Annotated in this window: 21 protein-coding genes; 12 read left to right on the top strand and 9 right to left on the bottom strand. The window is 67.9% G+C overall.

What is annotated here, in order from left to right:
* Positions 1-8: 8 nt before the first annotated feature.
* The 7 genes from GO986_RS13390 (at position 9) to GO986_RS13370 (ending at position 3,826) form a co-directional block, all read left to right on the top strand.
* A complete protein-coding gene (locus GO986_RS13390) occupies positions 9-617 on the top strand; it encodes a GGDEF domain-containing protein (RefSeq protein ID WP_198170685.1) in 609 nt (202 codons plus the stop codon).
* On the top strand, positions 614-1,051 hold the full coding sequence (locus tag GO986_RS22970; RefSeq protein WP_157459802.1) for a DinB family protein: 438 nt from the start codon (positions 614-616) through the stop codon (positions 1,049-1,051). Before GO986_RS13390 ends, GO986_RS22970 begins: the two co-directional genes overlap by 4 nt.
* On the top strand, positions 1,039-1,668 hold the full coding sequence (locus GO986_RS22965; RefSeq protein WP_369409358.1) for a nucleoside deaminase: 630 nt from the start codon (positions 1,039-1,041) through the stop codon (positions 1,666-1,668). Before GO986_RS22970 ends, GO986_RS22965 begins: the two co-directional genes overlap by 13 nt.
* Positions 1,665-2,624 carry an NUDIX domain-containing protein gene (locus GO986_RS22960; RefSeq protein ID WP_232337785.1) on the top strand — a complete coding sequence of 320 codons (960 nt, stop codon included), beginning with the start codon at positions 1,665-1,667 and terminating at the stop codon, positions 2,622-2,624. Before GO986_RS22965 ends, GO986_RS22960 begins: the two co-directional genes overlap by 4 nt.
* Complete coding sequence (locus GO986_RS13375; protein WP_198170669.1) at positions 2,621-3,163, top strand: CbrC family protein; 543 nt, start codon at positions 2,621-2,623, stop codon at positions 3,161-3,163. Before GO986_RS22960 ends, GO986_RS13375 begins: the two co-directional genes overlap by 4 nt.
* A 229-nt stretch (positions 3,164-3,392) precedes the next feature.
* Positions 3,393-3,491, top strand: coding sequence for a hypothetical protein (locus GO986_RS23235; RefSeq protein WP_369409364.1), 99 nt, complete (start codon positions 3,393-3,395; stop codon positions 3,489-3,491).
* The gene (locus tag GO986_RS13370; RefSeq protein ID WP_255449348.1) at positions 3,488-3,826 is read left to right on the top strand and encodes a histidine phosphatase family protein; all 339 of its coding nucleotides are present in this window, start codon (positions 3,488-3,490) and stop codon (positions 3,824-3,826) included. The genes GO986_RS23235 and GO986_RS13370 overlap by 4 nt, the downstream gene beginning before the upstream one ends.
* A gap of 143 nt (positions 3,827-3,969) precedes the next feature.
* Here GO986_RS13370 and GO986_RS13365 read toward each other — a convergent pair whose 3' ends face one another.
* The 8 genes from GO986_RS13365 to GO986_RS13330 all read right to left on the bottom strand — a co-directional run bounded on the left by GO986_RS13365 (position 3,970) and on the right by GO986_RS13330 (position 14,794).
* Positions 3,970-6,153 carry a glycoside hydrolase family 3 N-terminal domain-containing protein gene (locus tag GO986_RS13365; protein ID WP_157459801.1) on the bottom strand — a complete coding sequence of 728 codons (2,184 nt, stop codon included), beginning with the start codon at positions 6,151-6,153 and terminating at the stop codon, positions 3,970-3,972.
* Positions 6,150-7,760, bottom strand: a complete 1,611-nt coding sequence (locus GO986_RS13360) for a glycoside hydrolase family 43 protein (RefSeq protein ID WP_198170667.1) — start codon at positions 7,758-7,760, stop codon at positions 6,150-6,152. Before GO986_RS13360 ends, GO986_RS13365 begins: the two co-directional genes overlap by 4 nt.
* Positions 7,757-9,133: a GH1 family beta-glucosidase gene (locus GO986_RS13355; protein ID WP_157459800.1), complete on the bottom strand. Its 1,377-nt coding sequence runs from the start codon at positions 9,131-9,133 to the stop codon at positions 7,757-7,759. Before GO986_RS13355 ends, GO986_RS13360 begins: the two co-directional genes overlap by 4 nt.
* An 85-nt stretch (positions 9,134-9,218) precedes the next feature.
* Complete coding sequence (locus tag GO986_RS13350) at positions 9,219-10,460, bottom strand: glycoside hydrolase family protein (RefSeq protein ID WP_157459799.1); 1,242 nt, start codon at positions 10,458-10,460, stop codon at positions 9,219-9,221.
* Between the two features lie 2 nt (positions 10,461-10,462).
* Positions 10,463-11,359: a carbohydrate ABC transporter permease gene (locus GO986_RS13345; protein ID WP_369409357.1), complete on the bottom strand. Its 897-nt coding sequence runs from the start codon at positions 11,357-11,359 to the stop codon at positions 10,463-10,465.
* On the bottom strand, positions 11,356-12,300 hold the full coding sequence (locus GO986_RS13340) for a carbohydrate ABC transporter permease (RefSeq protein ID WP_157459798.1): 945 nt from the start codon (positions 12,298-12,300) through the stop codon (positions 11,356-11,358). Before GO986_RS13340 ends, GO986_RS13345 begins: the two co-directional genes overlap by 4 nt.
* 101 nt (positions 12,301-12,401) lie before the next feature.
* A complete protein-coding gene (locus GO986_RS13335; protein ID WP_157459797.1) occupies positions 12,402-13,649 on the bottom strand; it encodes an ABC transporter substrate-binding protein in 1,248 nt (415 codons plus the stop codon).
* Positions 13,650-13,765: 116 nt separating this feature from the next.
* Positions 13,766-14,794: a LacI family DNA-binding transcriptional regulator gene (locus GO986_RS13330; RefSeq protein WP_157459796.1), complete on the bottom strand. Its 1,029-nt coding sequence runs from the start codon at positions 14,792-14,794 to the stop codon at positions 13,766-13,768.
* Between the two features lie 442 nt (positions 14,795-15,236).
* On the opposite strand from GO986_RS13330, the gene GO986_RS13325 reads away from it, so the two are divergent.
* From GO986_RS13325 to GO986_RS13305, 5 genes are all read left to right on the top strand, one after another.
* Entirely contained in the window at positions 15,237-16,436 is a 1,200-nt protein-coding gene (locus GO986_RS13325; RefSeq protein WP_157459795.1) for an ROK family transcriptional regulator, read from the top strand.
* Positions 16,436-17,905, top strand: coding sequence for a xylulokinase (gene xylB / locus GO986_RS13320; RefSeq protein WP_157459794.1), 1,470 nt, complete (start codon positions 16,436-16,438; stop codon positions 17,903-17,905). The genes GO986_RS13325 and xylB overlap by 1 nt, the downstream gene beginning before the upstream one ends.
* A gap of 44 nt (positions 17,906-17,949) precedes the next feature.
* Positions 17,950-19,116, top strand: a complete 1,167-nt coding sequence (gene xylA / locus GO986_RS13315; protein ID WP_157459793.1) for a xylose isomerase — start codon at positions 17,950-17,952, stop codon at positions 19,114-19,116.
* 6 nt (positions 19,117-19,122) lie between these two features.
* Positions 19,123-20,199, top strand: a complete 1,077-nt coding sequence (locus GO986_RS13310; RefSeq protein ID WP_157459792.1) for an aldose epimerase family protein — start codon at positions 19,123-19,125, stop codon at positions 20,197-20,199.
* Positions 20,200-20,343: 144 nt separating this feature from the next.
* Positions 20,344-20,889: a GNAT family N-acetyltransferase gene (locus GO986_RS13305; RefSeq protein WP_157459791.1), complete on the top strand. Its 546-nt coding sequence runs from the start codon at positions 20,344-20,346 to the stop codon at positions 20,887-20,889.
* Here GO986_RS13305 and GO986_RS13300 read toward each other — a convergent pair.
* Positions 20,867-22,990 carry a fimbria/pilus outer membrane usher protein gene (locus GO986_RS13300; protein WP_157459790.1) on the bottom strand — a complete coding sequence of 708 codons (2,124 nt, stop codon included), beginning with the start codon at positions 22,988-22,990 and terminating at the stop codon, positions 20,867-20,869. The two genes, GO986_RS13305 and GO986_RS13300, sit on opposite strands and share 23 nt — an antisense overlap.
* Positions 22,991-23,077 lie beyond the last annotated feature (87 nt).

Here is a 23,077-nt window from a genome sequence, read left to right as displayed (position 1 = left end):
GGTTCATGATGGCTGCACGCCCCGCCACCCTTAGCCGCATTGCCTTTGAAGACGCCTTTCACGCCCTCAGAGGTGCGCCTCTGACTCTGGCGGTCCTTGACCTTGACCACTTCAAGACGCTGAACGATACGCTGGGCCACAGTGAGGGTGACCGGGTGCTACGCAGCGTGGAGCGCCTGCTGTCGGGCAGCCTGCCTAGTGGCAGTGTGGTGGGCCGGATTGGAGGGGATGAATACGCCATCATCCTGCCAGAGACGGCGGCCGAAACGGCCCTGATTCTGTTCGACGAGGTCATCAAGCATTTTCATATTCACCGTGACCCCCAGTGGCCCAGAAGCCTGGGCCTGAGCGTGGGCCTGGCCGCCCGCCCCGCCCACGCGACCACCTACGACGACCTCAAGCGCGCCGCCGACGAAGCCATGATCCGCGCCAAGCGGGAAGGGCGCGCCCGCGCCTGCATTTACGTGGAAAGCAAGATGGTGCTGAAAAGCAACTATTACCCCAAAAGCCAGCTGGAGCGGCTGGCCAAGCTGTCAGGTGCGCTGGGCCGCACCGAGGCCAGCCTGCTGCGTGAGGCACTGGATGAACTGATAGAGAAGAACAGGAGTGCCCTGTGACCCGCTGGGAGCATCTCTTTTACGGCGAATTTGCGGACCGCCGGACCCTGCTGGCTGGCCTGACCCTGGCCCAGGTCACCGCCAGACCGGGCCGCGCTCCTCACTCTATTTATGACGAGCTGTGGCACGCCGCGCTCTGGCAGGACATCATGGTGGACCGGGACGAGGCGCTGTATGAGGGCGTCTGGCAGACGGGTGAGCGTTACCCTGGCCGGCCCCCCACTGACCTGGCCGAGTGGACGGCGCTGGTGGACCGGTTTTTCTCTGGGCTGACGCGGGCCCTCGCCTGGACTTCCTCAGCGGAACAGCTGGAACAGGAGGTCAATCCCGGCGAGACCATGGCGGATCTTCTGCGCGCCCTGGCGGTTCACAACACTTATCACCTGGGCAAGATTGTGGCCCTGAGGCAGGTGATGGGTGCGTGGCCGGCGTAACTCCGGACACTGGTTGGCACGCCGCACTCTCTGAAGCCTGGGCCGCTTATCTGCACGGCTCGTATCCGATTGGGGCCGTCGTGGTGGACGCCGGGGGACAGATTCTGGCGCGGGGGCGCAACCGGCTGGGCGAAGCGCGGCGGGTGGACGGGGTGATTGCGGGGCATGACCTGGCCCACGCAGAAATCAACGCGCTGCTGAACCTTGAAGCCACGCCGCGTCCGGCGTGCTACAGCTGGACCCTACTGACCACCGTGCAGCCCTGTCCGCAGTGTGCCGGCGCAATCGCCATGAGCGGCCTGCGGGCGGTGGCCTACGCGGCCCCTGACCCCTGGGCCGGCTGCACCCGGCTGCTGACGGACGACGAGTACGTGGTGAAGAAGAGGATTCGGGTGGAGCGGGCGCCGGAGGGGGTCGCGCGGCTGGCCCTGCAGCTGATGCTTCAGGCGCTGCTGGAAGAAGGGCGGGTGCGGGGAACAAGCGCTGTTCTGGACAGCTTCGCCGCGCAAGACCCGGAAGCTGTGGCATTGGCCGAGCGGCTTCATCAAGCCGGCCCCCTGAGTGCTCTGCGGCAGCGCCGCGCACCCCTTGCCGACGCCCTGGCGGTGCTGGCATGAGCCGCCCAAAGTTTGTGAACCTCTCGGCTGACACGGACCGTGTGGGGCGCGCCTGTGCCTGGATTGAGCGGGACGACGGCGCCGTGCTGATGACCGGCCTGGACTGGGGCGGCTGGACGCTTCCGGGGGGCGGGGTCCAGCCAGGGGAAACCTCGGCTGAGGCGGCGCTGCGGGAAGCCTGGGAGGAAACGGGGGCGCGCTGTGAGGTCAGGGGCGAGCCGCTGCCTCTGCGCGGGGCCCACGGTGAGCCGGCCGACTGCTGGCCGCTGCGGCTGCTGAGCCTGGACCCCAGCCCGGAAGGGCGCCCGGTGGCCTGGGTCAATCCCCGCGCCCTGCCCTGGGCCGACGACGTGCAACTGCGGCAGGTGCTGGCTGCCAGAGGTGAGCTGCCGGCGTGTCTTGACCTGCCCCCTCTGGTTTCGGTGGCGCGGCAGGAAGCTGGTCGCCTGTCTTTTGACCGCTCGTGCTCGCTGGAAACGGGGCGGCTGCTGCGCACCCTGGCCGCCAGCAAACCGGGAGGCCGGCTGCTGGACCTGGGCAGCGGGGTGGGGGAGAGCGCGGCGTGGCTGCTGGCGGGGATGGACGGGGCCGCGCGCCTGCTGACTGTGGAGGCCGACCCTCTACTCGCCGAAACGGCCTGGGAGGTGCTGGCGCCCGACCTCCGCGCTGAGGTGCTGCATGGAGATTGGCGGGGCGCCCTGGAGCGGGGCCCCTTTGACCTGACCTTTGCGGATTGCGCTCTAGCCAAAGAGACGGCAGCCGTGGCTGAACTGGTGGCCAGTCTGAAGCCCGGCGGCCTGCTGGCGATGGACAACTTCAGCCCGCCAGGGCGACTGCCTGAAGCGTTGTATGGGGGCGACCCCCGACGAGACGCCCTTTTTGGCCACCCACAGCTGACCTGCACCGAACTCGAAGTCAGCCGCCGCGAGCGCGTGGTGCTGGCGGTGAAGCGGTGAACCCGGCGCTGCCCGTCTTCCGCTATCACCCGGACCCTCTGGCTACCGGCATGATTGAACCCTTTGACGGCGAGTGCCCATGTTGCGAGCAGGAACGGGGCTACCGCTACACGTCCGCGCCCTTCGCGGAAGAGGAGTGGCCGGACCTGTGTCCCTGGTGTATTGCTGACGGCTCTGCCACCGAGCGGTTCGACGCCGAGTTCACCGACGCGGCGGGCGTGGGCGGGTATGGCCGCTGGGAGGAGGTGCCCGGGGCAGTCGTCCGGATTATTTCAACCCGGACACCTGGGTTTTCCGGCTGGCAGCAGGAGCAGTGGTGGACCCACTGCGGCGATGGAACGGCCTTTCTTGGCCGTGCTGGCGCAGCGGAATTGGCCCGCTTCCCCCAATTTGCGGCAGCCCTGCGTGAACCCCTGGCGCTGCCTGCTGAGGCGTGGGCGCGCTTTTCCCAGGCGCTCGACAAAGGTGGCAGCCCTACGGCTTACCTCTTTCAGTGTCTGCACTGCGGCGCTTACGGGGGATATATGGATGCTGACTGATACAGACTCCTATTGAATCGAGCGGAATGCCGGGTACAATCCGAGCGAACTTGGAAAGCTGAGCAGCAGACTTGAAAAGCTCCGCAGGCGAGAAGGAGTAGATGCGGAGTTCGCGCTCTGGAAGCGCAGACGGTGCCTGTCTTTGCGGTGCGGCAATTCAGCGGCATCCGTATGACTCTTGCCGCTGATTCTCCTGCGTCACGGCCGCAGCCAGGCTGACGACGAGGGCGTGCATGAGGGCTGTTACGATTTGCCGCTGAGTGCCTCAGGAACAGAGGCAAGCCTACGCGCTGGCGGCGTCCTGGCAAGCCCACCCACCCGGCTTTGACCGCGCGGTTGACCCTGACGCGGGCACGTGAGACGGCGCAGGTGGTCACGGACGCGCTGGGCCTGCCTCTCACCCCCACCGTCCTCCTACGGGAATGGGGCAACGGGCCCTTGGCCGGTATGAAACGAGCCTTGGTCCGCTCCCCGGTGCGGGCCTTCCAGCATGACCTGGAGGCGTTCACCACAGGAGTGGAGAGAGTCAGGCGGCCCTCCGTGCGCGCCCTGCTGGCCCTGGATCTGGTCTGGCGAGGCGGGGAGACCGCGTTACTGGCGGTCACGTATGGAGGCTTTGGCAAGTCACTGCTGCGCGAACTGCTGGGCCCGGCCTACCCCTGATTTGCCTTAGGGGACGCTGCGTTTGCCACCATGCCCCTCAGCCGGACCAGCCACCGTGCCTTATGACGGGGGTGAAGCTCGCGCCGCACCTAAAAGAAGCAAGGCGCTGAGGCTTATCCCCTCAGCGCCTTTCCTTTCTCTCTTTACGGCAGAGTGAAGTCGGCTCGGCCGTCGCCTGCGATCAAGGTGTACGTGCCGGGCAACAGCTCAGGCCGGACGGTCCCGAAAGCGTCCCCTATCCAGGATTGCAGGCGCTCGTTTGGAACGGTCACGGTCACGCGCCGGGTTTCGCCCGCTTTCAGGTCGGCCTGCAGGACCGCCACCGGACGGGCCACTGCTTGCAGCGCCCCACTGGCGGGCAGAACCGCGCGCACCACGAACGTGACGGTGCCTGAGCGGCTGCCGCTGTTGGTCAGGGCCGCGCTGAGGGTAACGCCGCCTGGCCCAGGGGTGGCGGTGACCTCCCGCGCCGCCGAGGTTGTGTAATCCAGCCCATAACCCAGCGGGTAAAGCGGCTGCGGCGCCTGTCCTGCGCCCTCCGGCGGGCGGTCGGCGGTCAGGCCCGCCTGCACCGCCGTCTCGGGCCAGGAAAACGGCAGGCGGCCCGGAAAGCCTGTGCGGCCGTACAGCGCGTCGGCCAGGGCCGCGCCGCCCTCGGTGCCGGGCAGGTAAGCCATAACCAGCCCCGCCAGCTCGACCTGCACGTCGGCCGGCAGCACAATGGGCCGCCCAGCCATCAGGACCGCCACGACTGGTTTGCCGGTGCCCACCAGGTCACGCAGCAGCGTCAGTTGCTCGGCGGGTAGAGTCAGGCTGGGGTTGTTCGCTTCCCACTCGGCGGCGGGCGGCTCGCCCAGCGCCACGACCACCACATCGGCGCCCTTGGCGGCAGCCAGCAGCTGCGGGCGTTTGCCTTCGGGCAGTGCGCTGACAGTCACGCCCGCCGGCGCAGTCGCCTTCAGGGCCGGAGCCAGCGTGGTCACGCGCGGCACCTCCCGGACATTGCCTTTGCCCACGCCCTGCCAGTTCACGCTCCAGCCGCCCAGTTGAATGGCGGGGCTGTCCATCGCCGGGCCGGTGACCAGGACCCGGCCGGTTTTCAGAGGCAGCGTGCCGCGTGGGTTGTCCAGCAGGGTCAGAGTGGCGGCCGCCGCCTTTTTCGCCAGGGTGCGGTGGTCCTCCAGTACGCCACTCCCTGTCAGTGGTCCGTCCAGCAGCCCCAGCCGCGCCTTGAAGGTCAGGAGGCGCAGGGCCGCCTCGTCCAGGCGGGCGGTACTGACTAACCCAGACGTGACCGCTTCTTTCAGCGCCGCCTGATACGCCTCGACGGTATTGGGCACCATATACACGTCAATGCCCGCATTCACGCTGGCCGCCGCCGCCCGCACCAGGTCCGGTTGGCTGCGGAAAGTGCCCACCAGACGGTCAATATCGTTCCAGTCGCTGACCAGCAGGCCGTTAAAGCCCAGTTCGCCGCGCAGCACATCGGTCAGTAGTGATTTGGAGGCGTGAACGGGCACGCCGTTGACGCTGCCACTGTTGGCCATAACGCTCAGGGCGCCAGCGCGAATGCCCGCCTGAAAAGACGGCAGGAAGGTTTCGTGCAGCGCCCGCGCGCTGATCTCGGCATTGCCCCGGTCCAGACCCAGCGAGGGTAGGCCGTAGCCCGTGAAGTGCTTGAGGGTTGCGGCCACGCCCTCGCCCTGGAGGCCCGTGACCGCCGCCGCCACCTGATCGGCCACCAGCCACGGCGCCTCGCCGAAGGTTTCGTAGTAGCGGCCCCAGCGGGGGTCCCGGCCCACATCGGCCACCGGGGCAAAGGTCCAGGCGGTGTTCAGGGCGCGCAGGTCGCGGGCCGTGGCCTGCTCCACCTCGCGCGTCAGGGCCGGGTTAAATGCTGCGCCCAGGCCAATATTGTGAGGAAACAGGGTGGCGGCGGGCACGTTGTTGACCCCGTGAACCGCGTCGGTGCCGAAGACGGCGGGGATGCCCTGCGGAAGGTTGGCGCGGCCCAGGGTGTCCAGCCCCGCCAGAAAATCCGCCCAGCCGCGCGGCGTGTTGGGCTGCGGGGTGTCGCCGCCGCCGTTCAGGAGGCTGCCGGGCTTCAGGGCGCCGAAGGTCTGCGCGGCGTTCGCTGCTATGGGCGCGCTGCGGCCTCCTTCGGTGAAGCGGAAAAAGTGGGCCATCGTGACCTGCCCGATCTTCTCGTCCACGCTCAGGCGGGCCAGGAGGGCGCGGGCCTGGGCTTCGGCGGTGGCCTGGTCGGTCAGGGCGGCGGCTGAAGACGCCAGAGCAGTGGTAAGGAGCAAGAAAGCAGCGCGTCTCAAGGCGTCTCCGTATATTCAGCCCAGTGAAAGGTCGCAGGCTGGCGCTGGCCGCTGAGGTCCTGACAGGCCAGGGCCAGAAAGGTGCCCGTAAAGCTGAGGCCGCCGCAGTGCTCGTCGGACAGTAGACCCGCAGAGAAGGGCGGCCCAAGGTCGGCCCAGTCCCGGCCGGCCTGCCGGTAGGCAAAGGCAAAAGTGGGGCCGCTGTACAGGACCTGCATTTCGACAGTGCCTGCCTCGACTGGCACTTCCTGAGGCAGATGTTCGCGGTATGTGCCGTTCTCGCACGACACCACGTTGAGGGTGCGGCCCAGCGCCTCGTCACAGCTGAGGCGCAGATAGACCCAGTTGCGGGTGTCGTAATAGGCGCACACCCCGGCCATCTGCTGAAAATCCTGCGGATCAAAGTCAAGCGAGGTGCGCAGGCGGGCGTGCAGGCTTTGTAGGCGCCGCCCCACCAGTGCCGTGTGGTGGCGGCTGTTCAGCGATTCGCGCCCCAGCAGGCGCAGGCCGTCGCCTGTAAGCTCCACCCCCAGGTCGGCGGCCGGCACGCGTAGGGTCAGCCACTCGGAGCGCAGGGCCCCGCTCTGAAAGTCATCACGTTCGGGGACCGTGGGCCAGGGGTGCGGCGGCAGGGCGGGCAGCTCGGCGGTCTGCGCCGGGTGGTGCCCGCCCCCGGCTAGGCGGGGCCACCCATCCTCGCCCCAAACCAGGGGTTGCAGCGCCGTTTCGCGGCCCAGCGGGCACTCGCCTTTCTCGGTCAGCGGGCGGCCACACAGGTGGGCCAGCAGCCACTGGTTGTCTGGTGTCTGCGTGAAGCTGCTGTGCCCCGCCTTCTGAATGGGCAGGCTGGGATCGTCGGCCGCAGTCAAGATGGGATTCTCAGGGTGCACCTCGTAGGGCCCGTGCAGCGAGCGCGAGCGCGCCACCGTCACCGCGTGGTCGTAGCTGGTGCCGCCCTCGGCCGTCACGAGGTAGTACCAGCCGCCGTGTTTGTAGACGTGCGGCCCTTCGGTCACGCCCAGCTCGGTGCCTTTAAAGATCAGGTCGCGGGGGCCGACCAGCCGCTGCTCGGCCGGGCTGTACTCCTGCAGCACGATGCCGGCAAAGGGGTTACGGCCAGGGCGGTGGTCCCAGACCATGTTCAGCAGCCACTTGCGGCCGTCGTCATCGTGAAAGAGGCTGGGGTCGAAGCCGCTGCTGTTCAGGTAGACGGGCGCCGACCATGGTCCCTCGAGCTGCTCGGCGGTGGTGAGGTAATTGGGGCTGTCCTTAAAAGCCTCCTGCATGCCCCAGGCTTTGACGTCGGTGTAGATCAGGTGAAAGCGCTCGCCGTCGTGCGACAGGCACGGCGCCCAGATACCGCCCGAATCGGTGTTGCCGCGCATGTCCAGCAGGGCCGTGCGGTCCAGAGGTCGCGCCGCCAGCCGCCAGTTCACCAGGTCGCGCGAGTGGTAAATGGCCACGCCAGGAAACCACTGAAAGGTGCTGGTGGCGAGGTAATAATCCTCGCCCACCCGCAGGATGCTGGGGTCGGGGTGAAAGCCGGGCAGGACGGGATTCTGAACGGTCACGGTGGCTGGGGTAGGCGGCCGGACCTCAGCCGTCACACGCCCACCGCCGCGCGCGTCTGCGCCAGAAAGTCGCGGTAGTAGCGCCCCGACGCCTTGAGGGTCCGCGCCTGGGTTTCAAAGTCTACGTGCACGATCCCAAAGCGCTTGTCGTAGCCCTCGGCCCACTCAAAGTTGTCCATCAGCGACCAGGCGAAGTAGCCGCGCACCTTTGCGCCGCGTCCCATGGCCTCTTGCATGGCGGCCAGGTGGCTTTCCAGGTAGCGGGTGCGGCCCTCGTCGTGCACGGTGCCGTCCTCGGACACCGTGTCGGGGTAGGTCGAGCCGTTTTCGGTGATGTACAGGGCCGGCGGGTTGTAGTCCTCTTGCAGGCGCACCAGCAGGTCGGTCAGGCTCTCGGGGGCCACTTCCCAGTCAAAGCCGGTGTAGTCGCTGCCCTCGGGCCGAATCTGACGGGCGTGCAGCCAGCCGTCGCCAGGGGCGTCTTCCATGACGGCGCGGGTGTACATATTGATGCCCAGAAAGTCGGTCGGGGCGGCAATGGTGGCCTCGTCGCCGGGGTGCACCAGCCCGCGCGCCTGGGGGCTGGCTTCGCCCAGTAGCGCCACCATGTCCTGTGGGTAGCCGCGCCCGTACACGGGGTCCAGATACCAGCGGTTCTGAAAGCCGTCCGAGCGCCGGGCAGCGCCCCGATCCGCGTCGGTGTCCTGGGCGGGGTAGGCGTGGTGCAGATTCAGGGTGATGCCCACCTGCGCTTCCGGCGCGTGCTCCCGGATGCGCGGCACAGCCAGCCCGTGGGCCAGCAGCAGGTGGTGCGACGCCGCGAAGCTGTCGGCCAGGTCGGTGCGGCCCGGCGCGTGCACGCCGTTGCCGTAGCCCAGGAACGCCGAGCACCACGGCTCGTTCAGGGTAATAAAGTGCCGCACCCGGTCGCCCAGCGCTTCGGCCATGACGGCGGCGTACTCGGCAAACGCTTCGGCGGTGCTGCGCACGGTCCAGCCGCCCTCGTCCTCCAGGGGTTGCGGCAGGTCCCAGTGGTAGAGGGTGGCCCACGGGGTGATGCCGCGCGCCAGCAGGCCATTGACCAGGCGGTTGTAAAAGTCCACGCCCTCGGCATTCACCTCGCCGCGCCCCTGCGGCAGAATGCGCGGCCAGGCAATGCTGAAGCGGTAGGCGTTGACGCCTAGGCTGGCGATCAGGTCCAGGTCCTCGTCCAGGCGGTGGTAGTGGTCGCAGGCCACGTCGCCGGTGTCGCCGCCGCGCACCTTGCCGGGCGTGGCGCAGAAGGTGTCCCAGATGCTGGGGCCCCGGCCGCCTTCGCAGGCAGCGCCCTCAATCTGGTAGGAACTGGTGGCCACGCCCCAGGTAAAACGGGCGGGAAAGCGGTCGGGGGTGGGGGTGTGGTTGGTCATGTGGGGCTCCGGGGGAGGGGGAAAATGGTCCGTGAAAAAAGCCTGAGCAGTGGGGTGACGGTGGACCGCCGGGCCTGAGCCCTGCCTACGGCTGCGCTTTGAACACCAGCCGGGTCAGGCTCAGGGGCGGCAGGGCCACCGGGCCGCGAATGTTTAGCGCGCGCGGTGGGCGGTCAGCGTTCACGTCTTCGTCGGTGACGGCCTTGGCGCCAATCAGGCTCAGGCCCGGCAGCGTGGCGGTCAGGGGAAGGGGAGAGGCAGCCGTATTGAGGGCAAAGAGCGTCACCACTGCGCCTTGCTGGGCCGCGTGGACCCACACGCGCGGGTCGTCGCTCTGCACGCTGAAGGTCTGGCCCCGGTAGTGCGCCAGTTCGTGAAAGGCGCCGTAAGCAAAGCGCGGAAAACCGGCCTCGTCCAGCAGGCCGTGGTTGCCGGTGCCCATCAAGGCGAAATAGGCCGTGCTGGCGCCAGCAGCCGAAAAGCGCAGGGTGGCTTCGGCCGCCCACAGCCCGCCCACGGCATCCGAGAGATGCCGGCCCTTGTTGGTGCGCCACGACAGGCCGTATTCGGTCACGGCCATGTTCAGGGGCTTCAGGTGGCCCAGCGGATTGGTTGCCGGGTCAGCCCACAGCGCCCTGACCTGCTCGGCCGAGGTGGTGGCCTGCTCGGCACTGGCCAGCGCCGCCTCCGGGGCCGCGCTGCCGTCAGTGGGGTACAGGTGCCAGGTCACCAGGTCCAGCACGTCGCCGCATCGGCGAATGACCTCGTTCAGGTACTCGCCGGGGTTGCTGACGGCCGGGCCGGCGATCCGGGCGGCGGGGTCCACCGCCAGAATGGCGGCGCGCTGGGCCCGCACAGTGGCGCAGTACTTCTCGGGGGTCCAGCTGGGGTCGCTGCGGTTGGTGGCGTAGAGGTTCGGCTCGTTGCCAATCTCCCAGTAGGCCACGCGCAGGCCCTTCTCGCGGGCGTCGCGCACCGCCTGGGCTGCGTCGGCGGGGCTGGCTTTGCCCACGCCAGCACGGGTAAACACCCGCGTCTGCACGATCAAGGTAGGCTCGCCCAGCAGGGTCCAGTTGGTTTTCAGGGTCTGCAGGCCCGCCGGGGTCAGGTCGTTTTCGTCGCCCACGTTGCCGCCGGGCCAGCGCAGCAGCGCGGTGTCTAGGGCGCGCAGCTGGGGCAGCGCCTCCACAACCGGCATCCAGTTGCCCAGATTGAAGCCGCTGACCGTTTCTGGGCGAATAGGGCGCGGAGCGTCTGGGCCAGGGGTCACGGTGACGGCCCCGGCCTGGGCCGCCAGCAGCAGAGTCAGCACAGACCGGGCCTTCATCCTCAGTCCTTCACCGCGCCGCTCGTCAGGCCGCTGATCACCTGACGGCTGGCCAGCAGAAACAGAATCAGCAGCGGCAGCACCGTCAGCACCACCATCATCAGATTGGCGCCCCAGTCCACGTTGATGTTGGTCGCGCCGCCCGTGATTTTGCGCAGCGACAGCGGCAGGGTCATGATGGGCCCGTCGCTGAGCTTCATAATCAGCGCGCCTTTGAAGTTGTTCCACGAGCCCACGAACGTCACCACGCCCAGGGTGGCCAGGATGGGCCGGATGAGCGGCAAGACGACCCGCCAGTAGATGCCGAATTCGGTGGCGCCGTCGATACGCGCGGCCTCGACCAGTTGCCGGGGCAGGGCTGAACCGATGTACTGACGCATCAGGAAAATGCCGAAGGCGTTGGCCATACCCGGCACCCACAGCGCGCGCGGTTCGCCCACCCACTGCAGGAAGTTGTTCATCACCAGAAAGCTGGGAATGTCCATGACCAGCGGCGGAATCAGCATGGTCAGCAGGATGAAGCCGAACAGAAACCGCTTGCCCCGGAAGTCGTACATGGCAAAGGCAAAGCCCGCCAGAGAACAGAAAAACAGCGTGGTGAGGGTGGACATGATGGCGATGTACAGGCTGTTCCAGAAATGGCGCAGCGCCAGCCCGCCGGTCGCGTCCATCATCTTCTGGAAGTTGCCCACCAACTGGTCGCTGAACCAGAACTTGGGCGGCACCGAGAACACCTCGGCGCTGGGCAGGGTCGCCCAGACGAACATCAGGTAAAAGGGAATGACCGACAGGAAGCAGGCCAGGCCCACCAGCAGCCACAGCCCGGCGCGGCCCACTGGCAGCCGCAGGCGGGGGCGGCGCGGGGCGGGAACGGCTGTTTTCAGGGGTTGCGTGGTCACGAGCGGCCTCCGTCACGCGAGAAGAGGTAGTTGTTGACCATGCTCAGCACGAAAATCGCCAGGAACAGCAGCCAGCTCATGGCCGAGGCGTAGCCCATGTCCAGGTCGCGGAAGCCGGTGTTGAAGATGTGCATGGCGCTCGTCAGGGCCGCGCCGCCGCTGCCGCCACCCTGGCCGGTCAGAATGAACGGTTCTTCGAACAGCTGCATGTTGCCCACGATGGTCAGCGTGAAGGCGTAGAACATCATGGGGCGTAGCAGCGGCAGGGTAATGAACCGGAATTTCTGCCACGCGCTGGCACCGTCCACCGTGGCGGCCTCGTAGACATCCTCGCTGATGGCCTGTAGCCCCGAGAGATACAGAATGACGTTCCAGCCCACGTAACGCCAGAACACCACCGTCGCCACCGAATACGGCACCAGTTCCGGCTGTGCCAGCCAGCGCACCGGGTCCAGGCCCACCAGGCCCAGCACGTAGTTCAGCAGGCCCAGGCGCTCGCTGTACAGCATGCCGAACACGATGGTGATGGCCACCGCGCTGGTGATGTACGGCAGAAACAAGACGGTGCTGATGGCCCCCTGCCAGCGGCGCAGAAACTGGTGAATCACGAAGGCCAGGGGCAGCGCCACCAGATGCTGCGGCACGCCGGACAGCAGGCCAATCCAGACCGTGTGTTTCAGGGCCACCCAGAACTGGTCGCGGGCGTCCAGCGCGAGCTGAAAGTTCTCGAAGCCCACGAACTTCCAGTTCCCCAGCCCGTCTAACGGATTCCACAGGTGAAAGGCCAGAAACAGGCTGAACAGCAGCGGAAACAGGCCGAAAATGGCGAACAGGATGAAAAAGGGGCTGGTAAAGACGTAGGGCGCGAGGCGCTGCTGAAAGCGGGTGTAACTCCAGCGCCGACGTTCCGCAGGGCGGGCCAGCGGGGCACGGTATGACATGGGGCATTCCTTTGATAACAGGGGTGGGGGCCAGACCAGCGCCCCCACCTTGACGTGTTCCTGCACTCCGCCGGGTCAGGGGCGGTGCGGCCTGGCGCGGCTTAGCGGGCGCGGCGCAGAATCTGCACGCGGGCGTCGGCCAGGGCCTGCTTGATGTCCTTGCCCTGCTCCAGCACGTTGGTCAGCTCGGTCTGCATGATCTGGTCGGCCACACTGTCGTACTTGTTCACGTCAATCGGCTGGGTCTTGGCGGCGGCGTCGCGCCAGATCACGCGGGCCTTCTGGCCGCCCAGGAAGTCCACGGGCTCGCTAAAGGCCTTGTCCTTTTGCGCGGCCAGCAGTGCGGGGAAAGCGCCGTTGTCACGGAAGGCCGTGATCTGCGACTGCTGGTTCAGGGTCATGAACTTGATAAATTCCCAGGCCCAGGTCTTGTTCTTGGCCTTGCTGGGAATGGCGTAGAACGAGCCGCCCCACGAGGCAAAGCCGCGCTCGGGCAGGTTCTGCACGCGCCACAGGCCCTTGGTGTCCGGCGCCATCCAGTTTTGCAGCGCGCCCTGCAGCCAGGCGCCGCTGAACTGCGTGGCCACGGTGCCCTTCTTAAAGGCGTCGTACCACTCGTTGCTCCACTCGCCGATCTTGGCGTCCAGGCCGGCGTCGCGCACCTGCTTGCTCAGGGTCATGGCGCGCACGAAACGGGCGTTGTCAGGGCCGACGAGCAGGTTGTTGTTCTTGTCGAAGTAGATGCCCTCGCCGCTCTTGAGGTTGGTGCGGATAATCACGTTGTAGACCGAGGCGGCGGTGTTCACCAGGTAGGCGCCGGTCTTGGCCTTGATGGTCTTGCCGGACGCGATGTATGACTCCCACGAGCGCTGCATGTTCACGGGGTTGACGCCAGCCTTGTCCAGCACGTCCTTGCGGAAGAAGAAGGTGCCGGGGCCGATGTCGGTCGGCATGGCGATAAAGCGGCCATCGGCGCTGGTGGCCTGCGCAATGGTGAAAGGCGTGAACAGCTTCTTGGAGGCCACCGCGCTGTAGGGCGCCTTGTTCAGGTCCTCCAGGCCCTGGCCTTCCGCGAACTTGCCCACGTAGCCGATTTCCAGCGCCATCACATCGGGCAGCCCCTGGCCGGTGGCCAGCGCGGTGGTCATGGCGTTGTGGTGGTCGGCGAATTCCTGCGCCTGCAGCTTAATGGTGACGTTGGGGTGCAGCTTCGTCCACGCCGGAATAATCGCCTTGATGGCGCTGTCCAGGCTGGGGAAGGCGGCCACCGTCAGCGTGACTTTTTCCTGGGCATTGGCCTGACCCAGCAGCAGGGCGGCGGCGAGAGCGGACACAAGGGCTTTTTTCATGGGTGACCTCCGGGGTCGTGAAAGCGCTTTCAAATGAGGGGCAGGTTTAGGCGGAAGGGCAAGATGAAAAGGCAAGGGCGCCGCCAGCGGAAAGCAGGACTAACCAGCGGGGCCGGTCATGCCTGGGCCTCCGCCGGAGATGGGGACGGTGACGGCGCGGTCGAGTCACGCACCACCAGTTCGGGGGTAAAGAGTTGACGGTTCACCGGCTGACCGGCGAGCAGATTCAGCGCCTCGCGGGCGGCCACTGTCCCAATGTCGTAAATGGCCTGGCGCACGGTGGTTAGGGGCGGAGTCATGAGGCTGGAGGTCACCACGTCGTCAAAGCCGGTCAGTGACACGTCCTCGGGGACCCGGAGACCCGCGCGGTACAGGGTCAGGCGGGCGCCCAGGGCCATCTGGTCGTTGGCGCAGGCCAGGGCGGTAAAGGGCAGCCCGGTGTCCAGCAAGCGCTGGGCGGCCAGTCGCCCGCCGTCTTCGGTGTAGTTGCCCACCTGAATCAGGCCGTCTGGGACCGTCAGGCCCGCCGCCTGCAGCGTGCCCAGGAAGGCGTGGCGGCGCTCCAGGGCGTCACTCTGGCGCTCGGCGCCGCTGATGTAGGCGAACTGACGGTGGCCCAGCGAGAGCAGGTGCTTCGCCACCAGCCGCATGCCCGCCGCGTTGTCCAGCACGATGCAGCACTCGGACAGGCCCCGCACCTCGCGGCCCACAGCAATCAGCGGCACGCGGCGGGCCACATGCTGCAGGATTTCGTCGTCCAGAATGCCGCCCAGCAGAATCACGGCGTCCACCCGGCGGGCCAGGAGCACGTCCAGCGCCTCTTGCTCGCGCTCGGTGCGCCACTGGCCGCTGATCACCAGTGGGTGGTAAGGCGTGTCGTCCAGCGCCGCCTCGATGCCCGCCAGGGCTTCGCCGTAAAAGGTGGAGTGCAGGCTGGGGGTAATCACGCCGATGCTCAGGCTGCGCCCGCCGGCCAGCGCCTGGGCCTGCGGATTGGGCCGGAAGTTCAGGCGGGCAATCACGGCTTCAACCCGCACCCGTTTTTCTGGCGTCACGTTGGCCGTGCCGTTCAGAATGCGCGAGACGGTGCTGGGCGAAACGCCCGCTTCACGCGCCACATGCGCCAGGGTGACAGGTTCGAGCATAGACACAGGGCTGCTCCTTCAGTTGCAGGCCACAGTCGCCTGCACTTCATGGGTCTTTAAGGTGCCTGAAGCGTAAACCTATCTGAAAGCGCTGTCAAGCTGATTCAAGACGGCAGGTGAGTGGAAACTAGGGTGAAAAGGGCGGATTTTGCCTCCGAAACAGTGTTTTTGACCTGTAGCTCGCTCTGTGGTTAAAAGCTGTTCGTAGATCGAAAATACAAAAGTGCAAAGAGACCTTATTTGTGAGTCGGCGGGCAAGGGGCAGAAATGCTCGGAGGTTGCAAGCGGTGTTCTCCGAACTCAAGCGCTAGCAGCACGGCTCAATTGCTCCGAGACCAGGAATGGTCATTCTCCTTTTGCTTCTCCCTCTTGACGGGCATTCACCAGCCCTTTACTCTCCTGTTGGTTAACTCTTTTTACTTTCGAGCCCACTGGAGGCTTTATGTCCGTGATGCCCACGGGCGGCGATCAGCCGTACCTCAAACACTTAAACCGTTCGGCCATCTTGAATCTGTTGCGGCGCACCCCAGGCCTGAGCCGCGCCGACCTCGCGCTGCGCACCGGCCTGACCAAGGTGACGGTGGGCAGCCTGGTGGGCCAGCTGCTCGCTGAAGGCTGGCTGCACGAAGGCGACCTGCAACAGGGGCTGGTGGGCCGCCCTGGGCGCCAGTTGCGCCTGAACGACAGCGGGCCGGTGCTGCTGGGAGCCGAGGTGGGCGTACTGGGGGTGCGGGCGGTGGCCTGCACCCTCTCGGGCGATATTCTGGCCTCGGCGCAGCATCAGGTGCCCACCAGCACGGCGCAGCAGGCCGTAGAGACCCTGGCCGAGCTGCTGACCACACTACGGGCCGACCCCGCCGTCCAGGGCCGCCTGCCGCTGGGGCTGGGGGTGGCGCTGCCCGGGCCAGTGGACCCCAGCGGCGAGCGCCTGCTGTACGCCCCCAACCTGGGCTGGGAAGACGTGCCGTTTCTGGACCTGTTGGAGCCGCATCTGCCCCCGCTGCCGGCCGGCTGCACCTTGGACAACGAGGCCAACGCGGCGGCCTTTGGCGAAAGCTATCTGCGCGCGGGGCCCGAACCCGAACTGCTGGCATACATCAGCCTGGGCAGCGGGGTCGGCGCGGGCCTGATCGGCCGTTTGGGCGGCAGCCCCGACGTGCTGCGCGGCGCGCACGGGCTGGCTGGCGAATTGGGGCACACGGTGGCGCAGCCGGGCGGCCTGTACTGCCACTGCGGTAACCGGGGCTGTGTGGAAACCCTGCTGGGCGGCTGGGCCATTCGCGCGGCGCTGGGCTTGAACGTGCAAGAAGCCTTGGACGTGGCGCTGGCCCCCCGGCTGCGCGAGGCGGCGGTGGGCGTCACCCTGCAGCGCGCGGGCGAAGCCCTGGGGCTGCTGCTGGTCAACCTGCACCACACCCTCAACCCCAGCGACATCGTCATCGGCGGGGCCCTGACCCGGCTGGGCGGGCCCCTGATCGACACCGCGCTGGACTTCTACGCGGCCCACCGCCGCCGCCCAGGGTCGCCGCCCGTCCGGATAGAAGTGCGCCCCGACAGCTTGCTGCTGCCCGCCCGCGGCGCGGCGGCGCAGGTGCTGGCGCGCGCCATTGCGGCTTCGGCCCCAGCTGTGGGGGCCGCGTAATGGCCGCCCGGCTCGCTGTGACCTTGGGCGCCGACCTAGGCACCAGCGGCGTCAAGGTGGTGGCTCTGGGGGCGGGGGGCGAGGTCGTCGCTGAGCGCACCCATACCTACCCGCTGCTGACCCCGCGCCCTGGCTGGACCGAGCAGCGCCCGGAAGACTGGCTGGCGGGTACCCGCGCTGCCCTGCGCGAGCTGGCCGACGATCTGCGCGCGCTGGGTGCCGAGCCGCTGGCCCTGGGCCTCAGCGGCCAGATGCACGGTCTGGTGCCCCTGGACGCAGCGGGCGACGTGCTGCGGCCCGCCCTGCTGTGGAACGACCAGCGCACCGGCACGCAGGTGGAGGCCATAGAAGCCCGTCTTCCCCGCGCCGAGCTGGTGGCGCGCACTGGTAACCGCGCCGTCACCGGCTTTCAGTTGCCCAAACTGCTGTGGCTGCGCGACGAGGAGCCCGGGGTGTTTGCCCAGGTGCGGCGCGCGCTGCTGCCTAAGGATTACCTGGGGTACGCCATGACCGGCGTGCCGACCACCGAGCCCAGCGACGCCAGCGGCGTGGGCGCCCTGAATCTGGCGCGCGGCACCTGGGACGCAGACGTGCTGGCCGAACTGGGCCTGGACGCCGCGCTGTTTCCAGAGGTCCGGCGCTCGACCGACGTGGTGGGCCACCTGCGCGCCGACTGGGCCGCCGCCACTGGGCTACCCGAAGGCCTGCCTGTCGTGGCGGGCGGCGGCGACAACGCCGCGGCGGGCGTGGCTCTGGGCCTGACTGCCGCGCGGCCTGGCGTGGGCAGCCTGAGCCTGGGCACGTCCGGCGTGGTCTTTGCGCCCCTGGCCCAGCCCACCCCCGACCCGGAGGGCCGGGTGCACCTGTTTGCCCACGCCGATGGCGGCTTTCACCTGCTGGGCGTGACCCTCTCGGCGGCGGGGTCGCTGGAGTGGCTGCACGGCAAGCTGGCGCCAGAAGTGCCGATTGCCACGCTGCTGGACGAAGCCGCCGCCGTGCCCCCCGGCGCCGAGGGCGTGACCTTCCTGCCCTACCTGGCGGGCGAGCGCAGTCCCCTGATGAATCCGGCCGCCCGCGCGGCGTTTACGGGCCTGAGCCTGGCGCACGGGCGGCCCCATCTGGTGCGGGCAGTGCTGGAAGGCTCGGTGGCGGCGCTGGCCGACGCCTACGCCGTGATGTGCGACCTGGCGCCGCTGGACACGCTGCTGTCCACCGGGGGCGGCGCCCGCAGCGACCTGTGGCTGGGCCTGGCCAGCGGCGCGCTGGGTCTGCCGGTGCAGCCCACGGCCGCCCGCCCCGGCGCGGCCCACGGCGCGGCCATTCTGGCGATGCCTGCCGCCGGCCTGCACCCCACGCTGAACGCGGCTCTGGACGCCACTCGCCCAGCGGCACTGCCGGCTGTGCCCCCTCTGGAGATGGGGGAGGCCCTGGCGGCCTACGCCCACACCCGGACCGCCCTGTATCCCTGACCAGCCCACCACACTCCACCCCTCTGCACTCTCCAGGAGCCCCTATGCCCAGCTATACCCCCACCTCCGCTGACCGCTTTACCTTTGGCCTCTGGACCGTGGGCAACCCCGGCCGCGACCCCTTTGGCGAGGCCACTCGCCCGGCCCTGAATGCCCCCTACCTGGTACGAAAACTGGCCGAACTGGGCGCCTACGGCGTTAACCTCCACGACAACGATCTAGTGCCTATTGACGCCTCGGCGGCGCAGCGGGACGCGATTGTGGGGGACTTCAAGGCGGCGCTGTCAGACACAGGCCTGGTCGTGCCGATGGCCACCACCAACCTCTTTTCCGACCCAGCGTTCAAGGACGGCGCCTTTACCAGTGCCGACGCCCGCGTGCGGGCCTACGCCCTGCACAAGACGATGCACTCCATGGACCTGGGCGCCGAGCTGGGCGCGCAGACCTACGTGCTGTGGGGCGGGCGCGAGGGCACCGAGGTCGATGCTGGGGGCAAGCTGCTGGACGCCCTGGCCTGGTTCCGGGACAGCCTGAATTACCTGGCCGAATACAGCGAGGCCCAGGGATACGGCTACCGCTTCGCCCTGGAGCCCAAGCCCAACGAGCCGCGCGCCGACATCTTCCTGCCCACCGTGGGCAGCGCCCTGGGGTTTATTGCCACGCTGGACCAGCCAGACCTGTTCGGTCTGAACCCCGAGTTTGCCCACGAAACGATGGCAGGGCTGTCGTTTCCGCACGCCGTGGCGCAGGCGATTGACGCCGGGAAACTCTTTCACATTGACCTGAACGATCAGAAGATGGGCCGCTTTGACCAGGACCTGCGCTTCGGCGCCGAGAATCCCAAGGCCGCCTTTTTCCTGGTGAAACTGCTGGAGGACACGGGCTACGCCGGGCCCAAGCACTTTGACGCCCACGCCCTGCGCACCGAGGACGAGGCCGGCGTCTGGGCCTTTGCGCGCGGCTGCATGCGCACCTACCTGATTCTGAAAGAGAAGGCCGCGCAGTTTGCCCAGGACGCCGAGATTCAGGCAGCGGTGGCGGCCTACCGCGTAGAGGACGCGGAGCTGAGTGCCCTGACGGGTACCTTTTCCCCGGAAAACGCGACGGCCCTCAAGGCGCGCACCTTTGACCGCGCAGCGCTGGGGGCGCGGGGCCCTGGCCTGGAAGCTCTAGACCAGCTGACCATAGAGCTGTTGCTGGGTGTACGCTAGGCGCAGATGAGCGCCGCCGGCACACTGGACACGCGCCGCTGGGGCGTGGCGCCCGGTGGGCAGGAGGTGTGCCTCTACACCCTGCGCTTGCCTGGCGGCGCACAGGTCACCCTGACCAATTTCGGCGCCACCCTGGTGGGGGTGCAGGTCCCGGACCGTGAGGGCGTGCTGGGCGACGTCGTGCTGGGCCACGATCGCCCCGAAGGCTACTTTTCCCACGACACCTCGCCGTACCTGGGGGCCACGGTAGGCCGCTACGCCAACCGGATTGCGGGTGGCCGCTTTGTGCTGGACGGCCGGGTGGTCGAGTTGCCCCTCAATGACGGGCCCCATACCCTGCACGGCGGGCCACACGGTTTCGACCTGCGGCTGTGGCAGGCGCGGCCTGTCCTGACGCCGGAGGGCCCACAGGTGACGTTTTCTCGCCTGAGCCCGCACGGTGAAGAAGGCTTTCCCGGCACCCTGCGCGTGTGGGTGACGTACAGCCTGACTGCCGACCCGCACCCCACCCTAAGCCTGACCTACCGCGCCGAGACCGACGCGGCCACAGTGGTCAATCTGACCAACCACACCTACTGGAATCTGAGCGCCGCCCCACAGTCACTGGTGCTGGACCACGACCTGACCCTGCACGCCGATCACTACACCCCGGCCCTCGCCGGCGGTATTCCAACAGGCGAGGTGCGGGCGGTGGGGGACACGCCGCTGGACTTCCGCGCCGGCCAGCGGCTGGGCGAAGCTATGGCGCGTCATGCGGCTGAGCTGCCCGGCGGCTACGACCACAACGTTGTGGTGCGGGGACCGGCTGGGACGTTGCGCCCAGCGGCGGTGCTGCGTCACCCGGCCAGTGGCCGTGAACTGACCGTGGCCACCACCGCTCCAGGCCTCCAGGTGTATACCGGCAATTTTCTGGACGGCGCCGTGACTGGCAAGGGCGGTCAGGTGCATGCCCGGCACGGCGCCGTCTGCCTGGAAACGCAGCACTTCCCCAATTCGCCCAACCAGCCCCATTTTCCCTCGACCCGCCTCGCCCCCGGTGAGGTCTACGAGTCGCAGACCACCTTCACCTTCCGCACGCGCTAACAGTGGTCTTCATGTACAGGGCTGGGGGGCTAGTCGCACCATCCAATCCAAGAAAGCCGCTGTTCGCGGAAGTCTGCTCGGCCCACCACAGAGGAGAAGGAATAGGGCGGCGATAGGCTCTGCTGGAAGGGCTACAGTCGGCCTATGCGGCACGACCTCACGTTCAGCAGCGGGCCCTATACCCTGCGCCCCTTACAAGAGAGCGATCAAGCGCCGCTGATGCTGCTGGCCCAGGCCAACGCGGCCGAGTACGCGCAGATGATCACGCCGCCCACGCTGGAGCGCTACTACCTGAATGCCCTGAACGCCGAGGACCAGCAGCCGTTTGTGGCGCTCGTCGGCGGGGCTTACGCAGGAGCGACCCGGTATATGGAGATGCGCCTGGCCCACCGCCGCCTGGAAATCGGCAGCACCTGGCTGGCGCCGGCCCACATGTGTACGCCCGCCAACCGCACCTTCAAGCGGCTCTTGCTGGGCCACGCCTTCGAGACCCTGGGCGCGTTGCGCGTGGAAATCAAAACCGACCTCCTGAATCTCCGGTCTCAGCGGGCCATCGAGGGCCTGGGGGCGGTGCGCGAGGGGGTGCTGCGCCAGCACATGCCGCGCCTGGACGGCAGCCAGCGCGACACGGTCCTGTATTCCATCGTGGCGGCCGAGTGGCCAGCGGTCAGGGCGCGGCTGGGGGGGTAAGGGGCGCGCAGGTGGCGGTCTCGGCGCCGGGGGTCAGGACGGCTTGACAGGGGGGGCGGCTCGCCTCTTCTTCGGTGACCTGCACGGTCAGCGGCGCGCTGAAGGCAGGCACCAGCGCCCAGCCATCGTCGTCTGTGGTGGGGCCGCCGGTCAGGGTCAGCTGGGCGTATTTCAGCGGCGTGCCGTCGGGATGGAGGAGGCGCACCCAGGCGAAGCGCTCGAAGTTCTTGCTCCAGTCCAGCACAGTCACGCCGTGCGCGGCCAGGGTCAACTCACGGCGTTCCTCACGCACGCTGACCGTGACGGGCAGGGCCTCAAAATCGGGCGTGACACTGACAGAACGCAGGCCGGCCCCCAGGAGCACCAGCGCCTCGCCGCGCGCATCGGTCACCACGCGCGTGTTGTTGACCAGAAGCGGCACACCCGGCGACCCTACGCGCACCAAAACCCCAGGCCCTGGCTCGTCTGGCGTGATGTACACGCGGCCTCCGACCCAGGCGACGCCGGCGTCGCCGGACACGCCCCACTCGCCAGCGGTGGAAACGTTGGCCGACAGCCGCACCTGGCCATCGTAGTCGTAGCCCAGCCGGGCAAAGCGCTCTTGAGCGGTGGTCAGCTGCGCCGCTGCACTGATCGTGTGCTCGGGCGTCGGCTGATAGCGCACCTGGGTTCGCACACCGCTCAGGCCTGTGCTCTGAGAGCCGCCCTGTGATTCGGCCGCTGTGATGACATTGACGGTCGAGATCGGGTTCCAGGTCACGCCGAGTCCAACTTTCCACCCCACCTGGCCGCTGGACGAGGTGACGCTGCCGTCCAGTGCCGCCGCCCACTGGTCGTTGATCCGGTTATTCACAGTCAGGCCCGCCAGATACTGGGCATTGCCCGGCACCGCTTGCAGCCGCCCCGAAACGCTGTAGCGGGGTTGTGTCCAGGTCACCTGAGCCCCCAGCGCACTGGCCCTGAGGTTCAGGGGCAGGGCCCGCACAGTTCCGGTGACCCGCCAGGCGTCACGAACATAGGTGGCGTCAGCGTTCAGGGCGGCCTGGTCCGGCTGGCTGGCGTCGTATTCAGCGCCTAACCCCGCATTGAGCTGCGGCTGAACGTACCGGGTGGCCACCTTCGCCGTCCAATTTTCACGGGTCACCGTGGCTTGCCCTGAGAGGCTCCAGCGGTCAGATAGCCCGTAGACCGCAGTGGCACGTGCGGCGGGCTGGGTGCCCAGTAGCCCAGCTTCAGCCTGCGCCGCCAGGGCGCGGGCCGTGACGACCACCTCGGCGGCTGTGTAACGCCGGAGCTCGGTGCGCAGGCCGGTGCCGTCGCGGACCGTGAATTCCAGGACGCCTTCGGGGGCGCTCACGGGAATGTTGCGCAGCGACAGGTTGCCTGCGCGGGCCCGCAGTCTTGGCAGGGCTTCGCCGTTAATGACCAGATCCACATCGGCATCCAGGGGCAGGGCCAGCACAACTTCGGGCAGGCGGTAGGCGCGCGTGTCACCCACCGTCACCCGCAGGCCGCTGATGCGCTGCGGGTCCAGGGTCGTCTCACCTCCGTTCAGGTGGGCGTAGGCTTGCAGGCCCGCCGAGAGGTGCTCGCTGAAGTCATAGGTGGCCTGGACCTCGCCCTGCCACTGCGACTGGGTCTGGCCGTCTGTCACCGCGCCCACCTCGCTGACCGCCGCGCTGGCCTGCACCTGCCCCACCTGCACACCAGCGCGCACCGCCGCGTTATGACTGATGGTGGCCGGCACGCCCGTAAGCCCGGCCGGCGCGGGAAAGCGGTTCACGCCGCCACGGGCACTCAAGGTGACCAGAGGCAGCGTGGGGTCCGTCGCGCCGGCCACGCCGGCCTGTGTCCCCAGATCCAGGGTGTTGCCCGGCAGGAGGTCCAGACGGGCCCGGATATCCAGGGTCAGTTCGGCGGCGTTGTACCGACTCTCCAGGCGGGGATCGAGACGCACGAAGGGGCCGTCATCGCAGGTCACCTGCTCGGCGATGTAGCCCGCTTCTGACTCACTCAGAATGGATGGCGTCACCCACAGGTCAGTGGGCCGGACCAGAATGAGCGCGCCGCCACGTGCCTCGCCGTTGACAATGGTGTCCACGAAGATCGGCGGTGTAGCACAGGGGGAACTGGCGGCCTGGTCAGTGGTCTGGGCGCCGGCTTGAGCCGAGAGCGCCGCAGTCAGCAG

Origin of the sequence: Deinococcus arboris (genome assembly GCF_009755355.1) — a bacterium.
GTDB lineage: Bacteria > Deinococcota > Deinococci > Deinococcales > Deinococcaceae > Deinococcus > Deinococcus betulae.
This window is presented reverse-complemented; position numbering and strand designations above follow the sequence as displayed.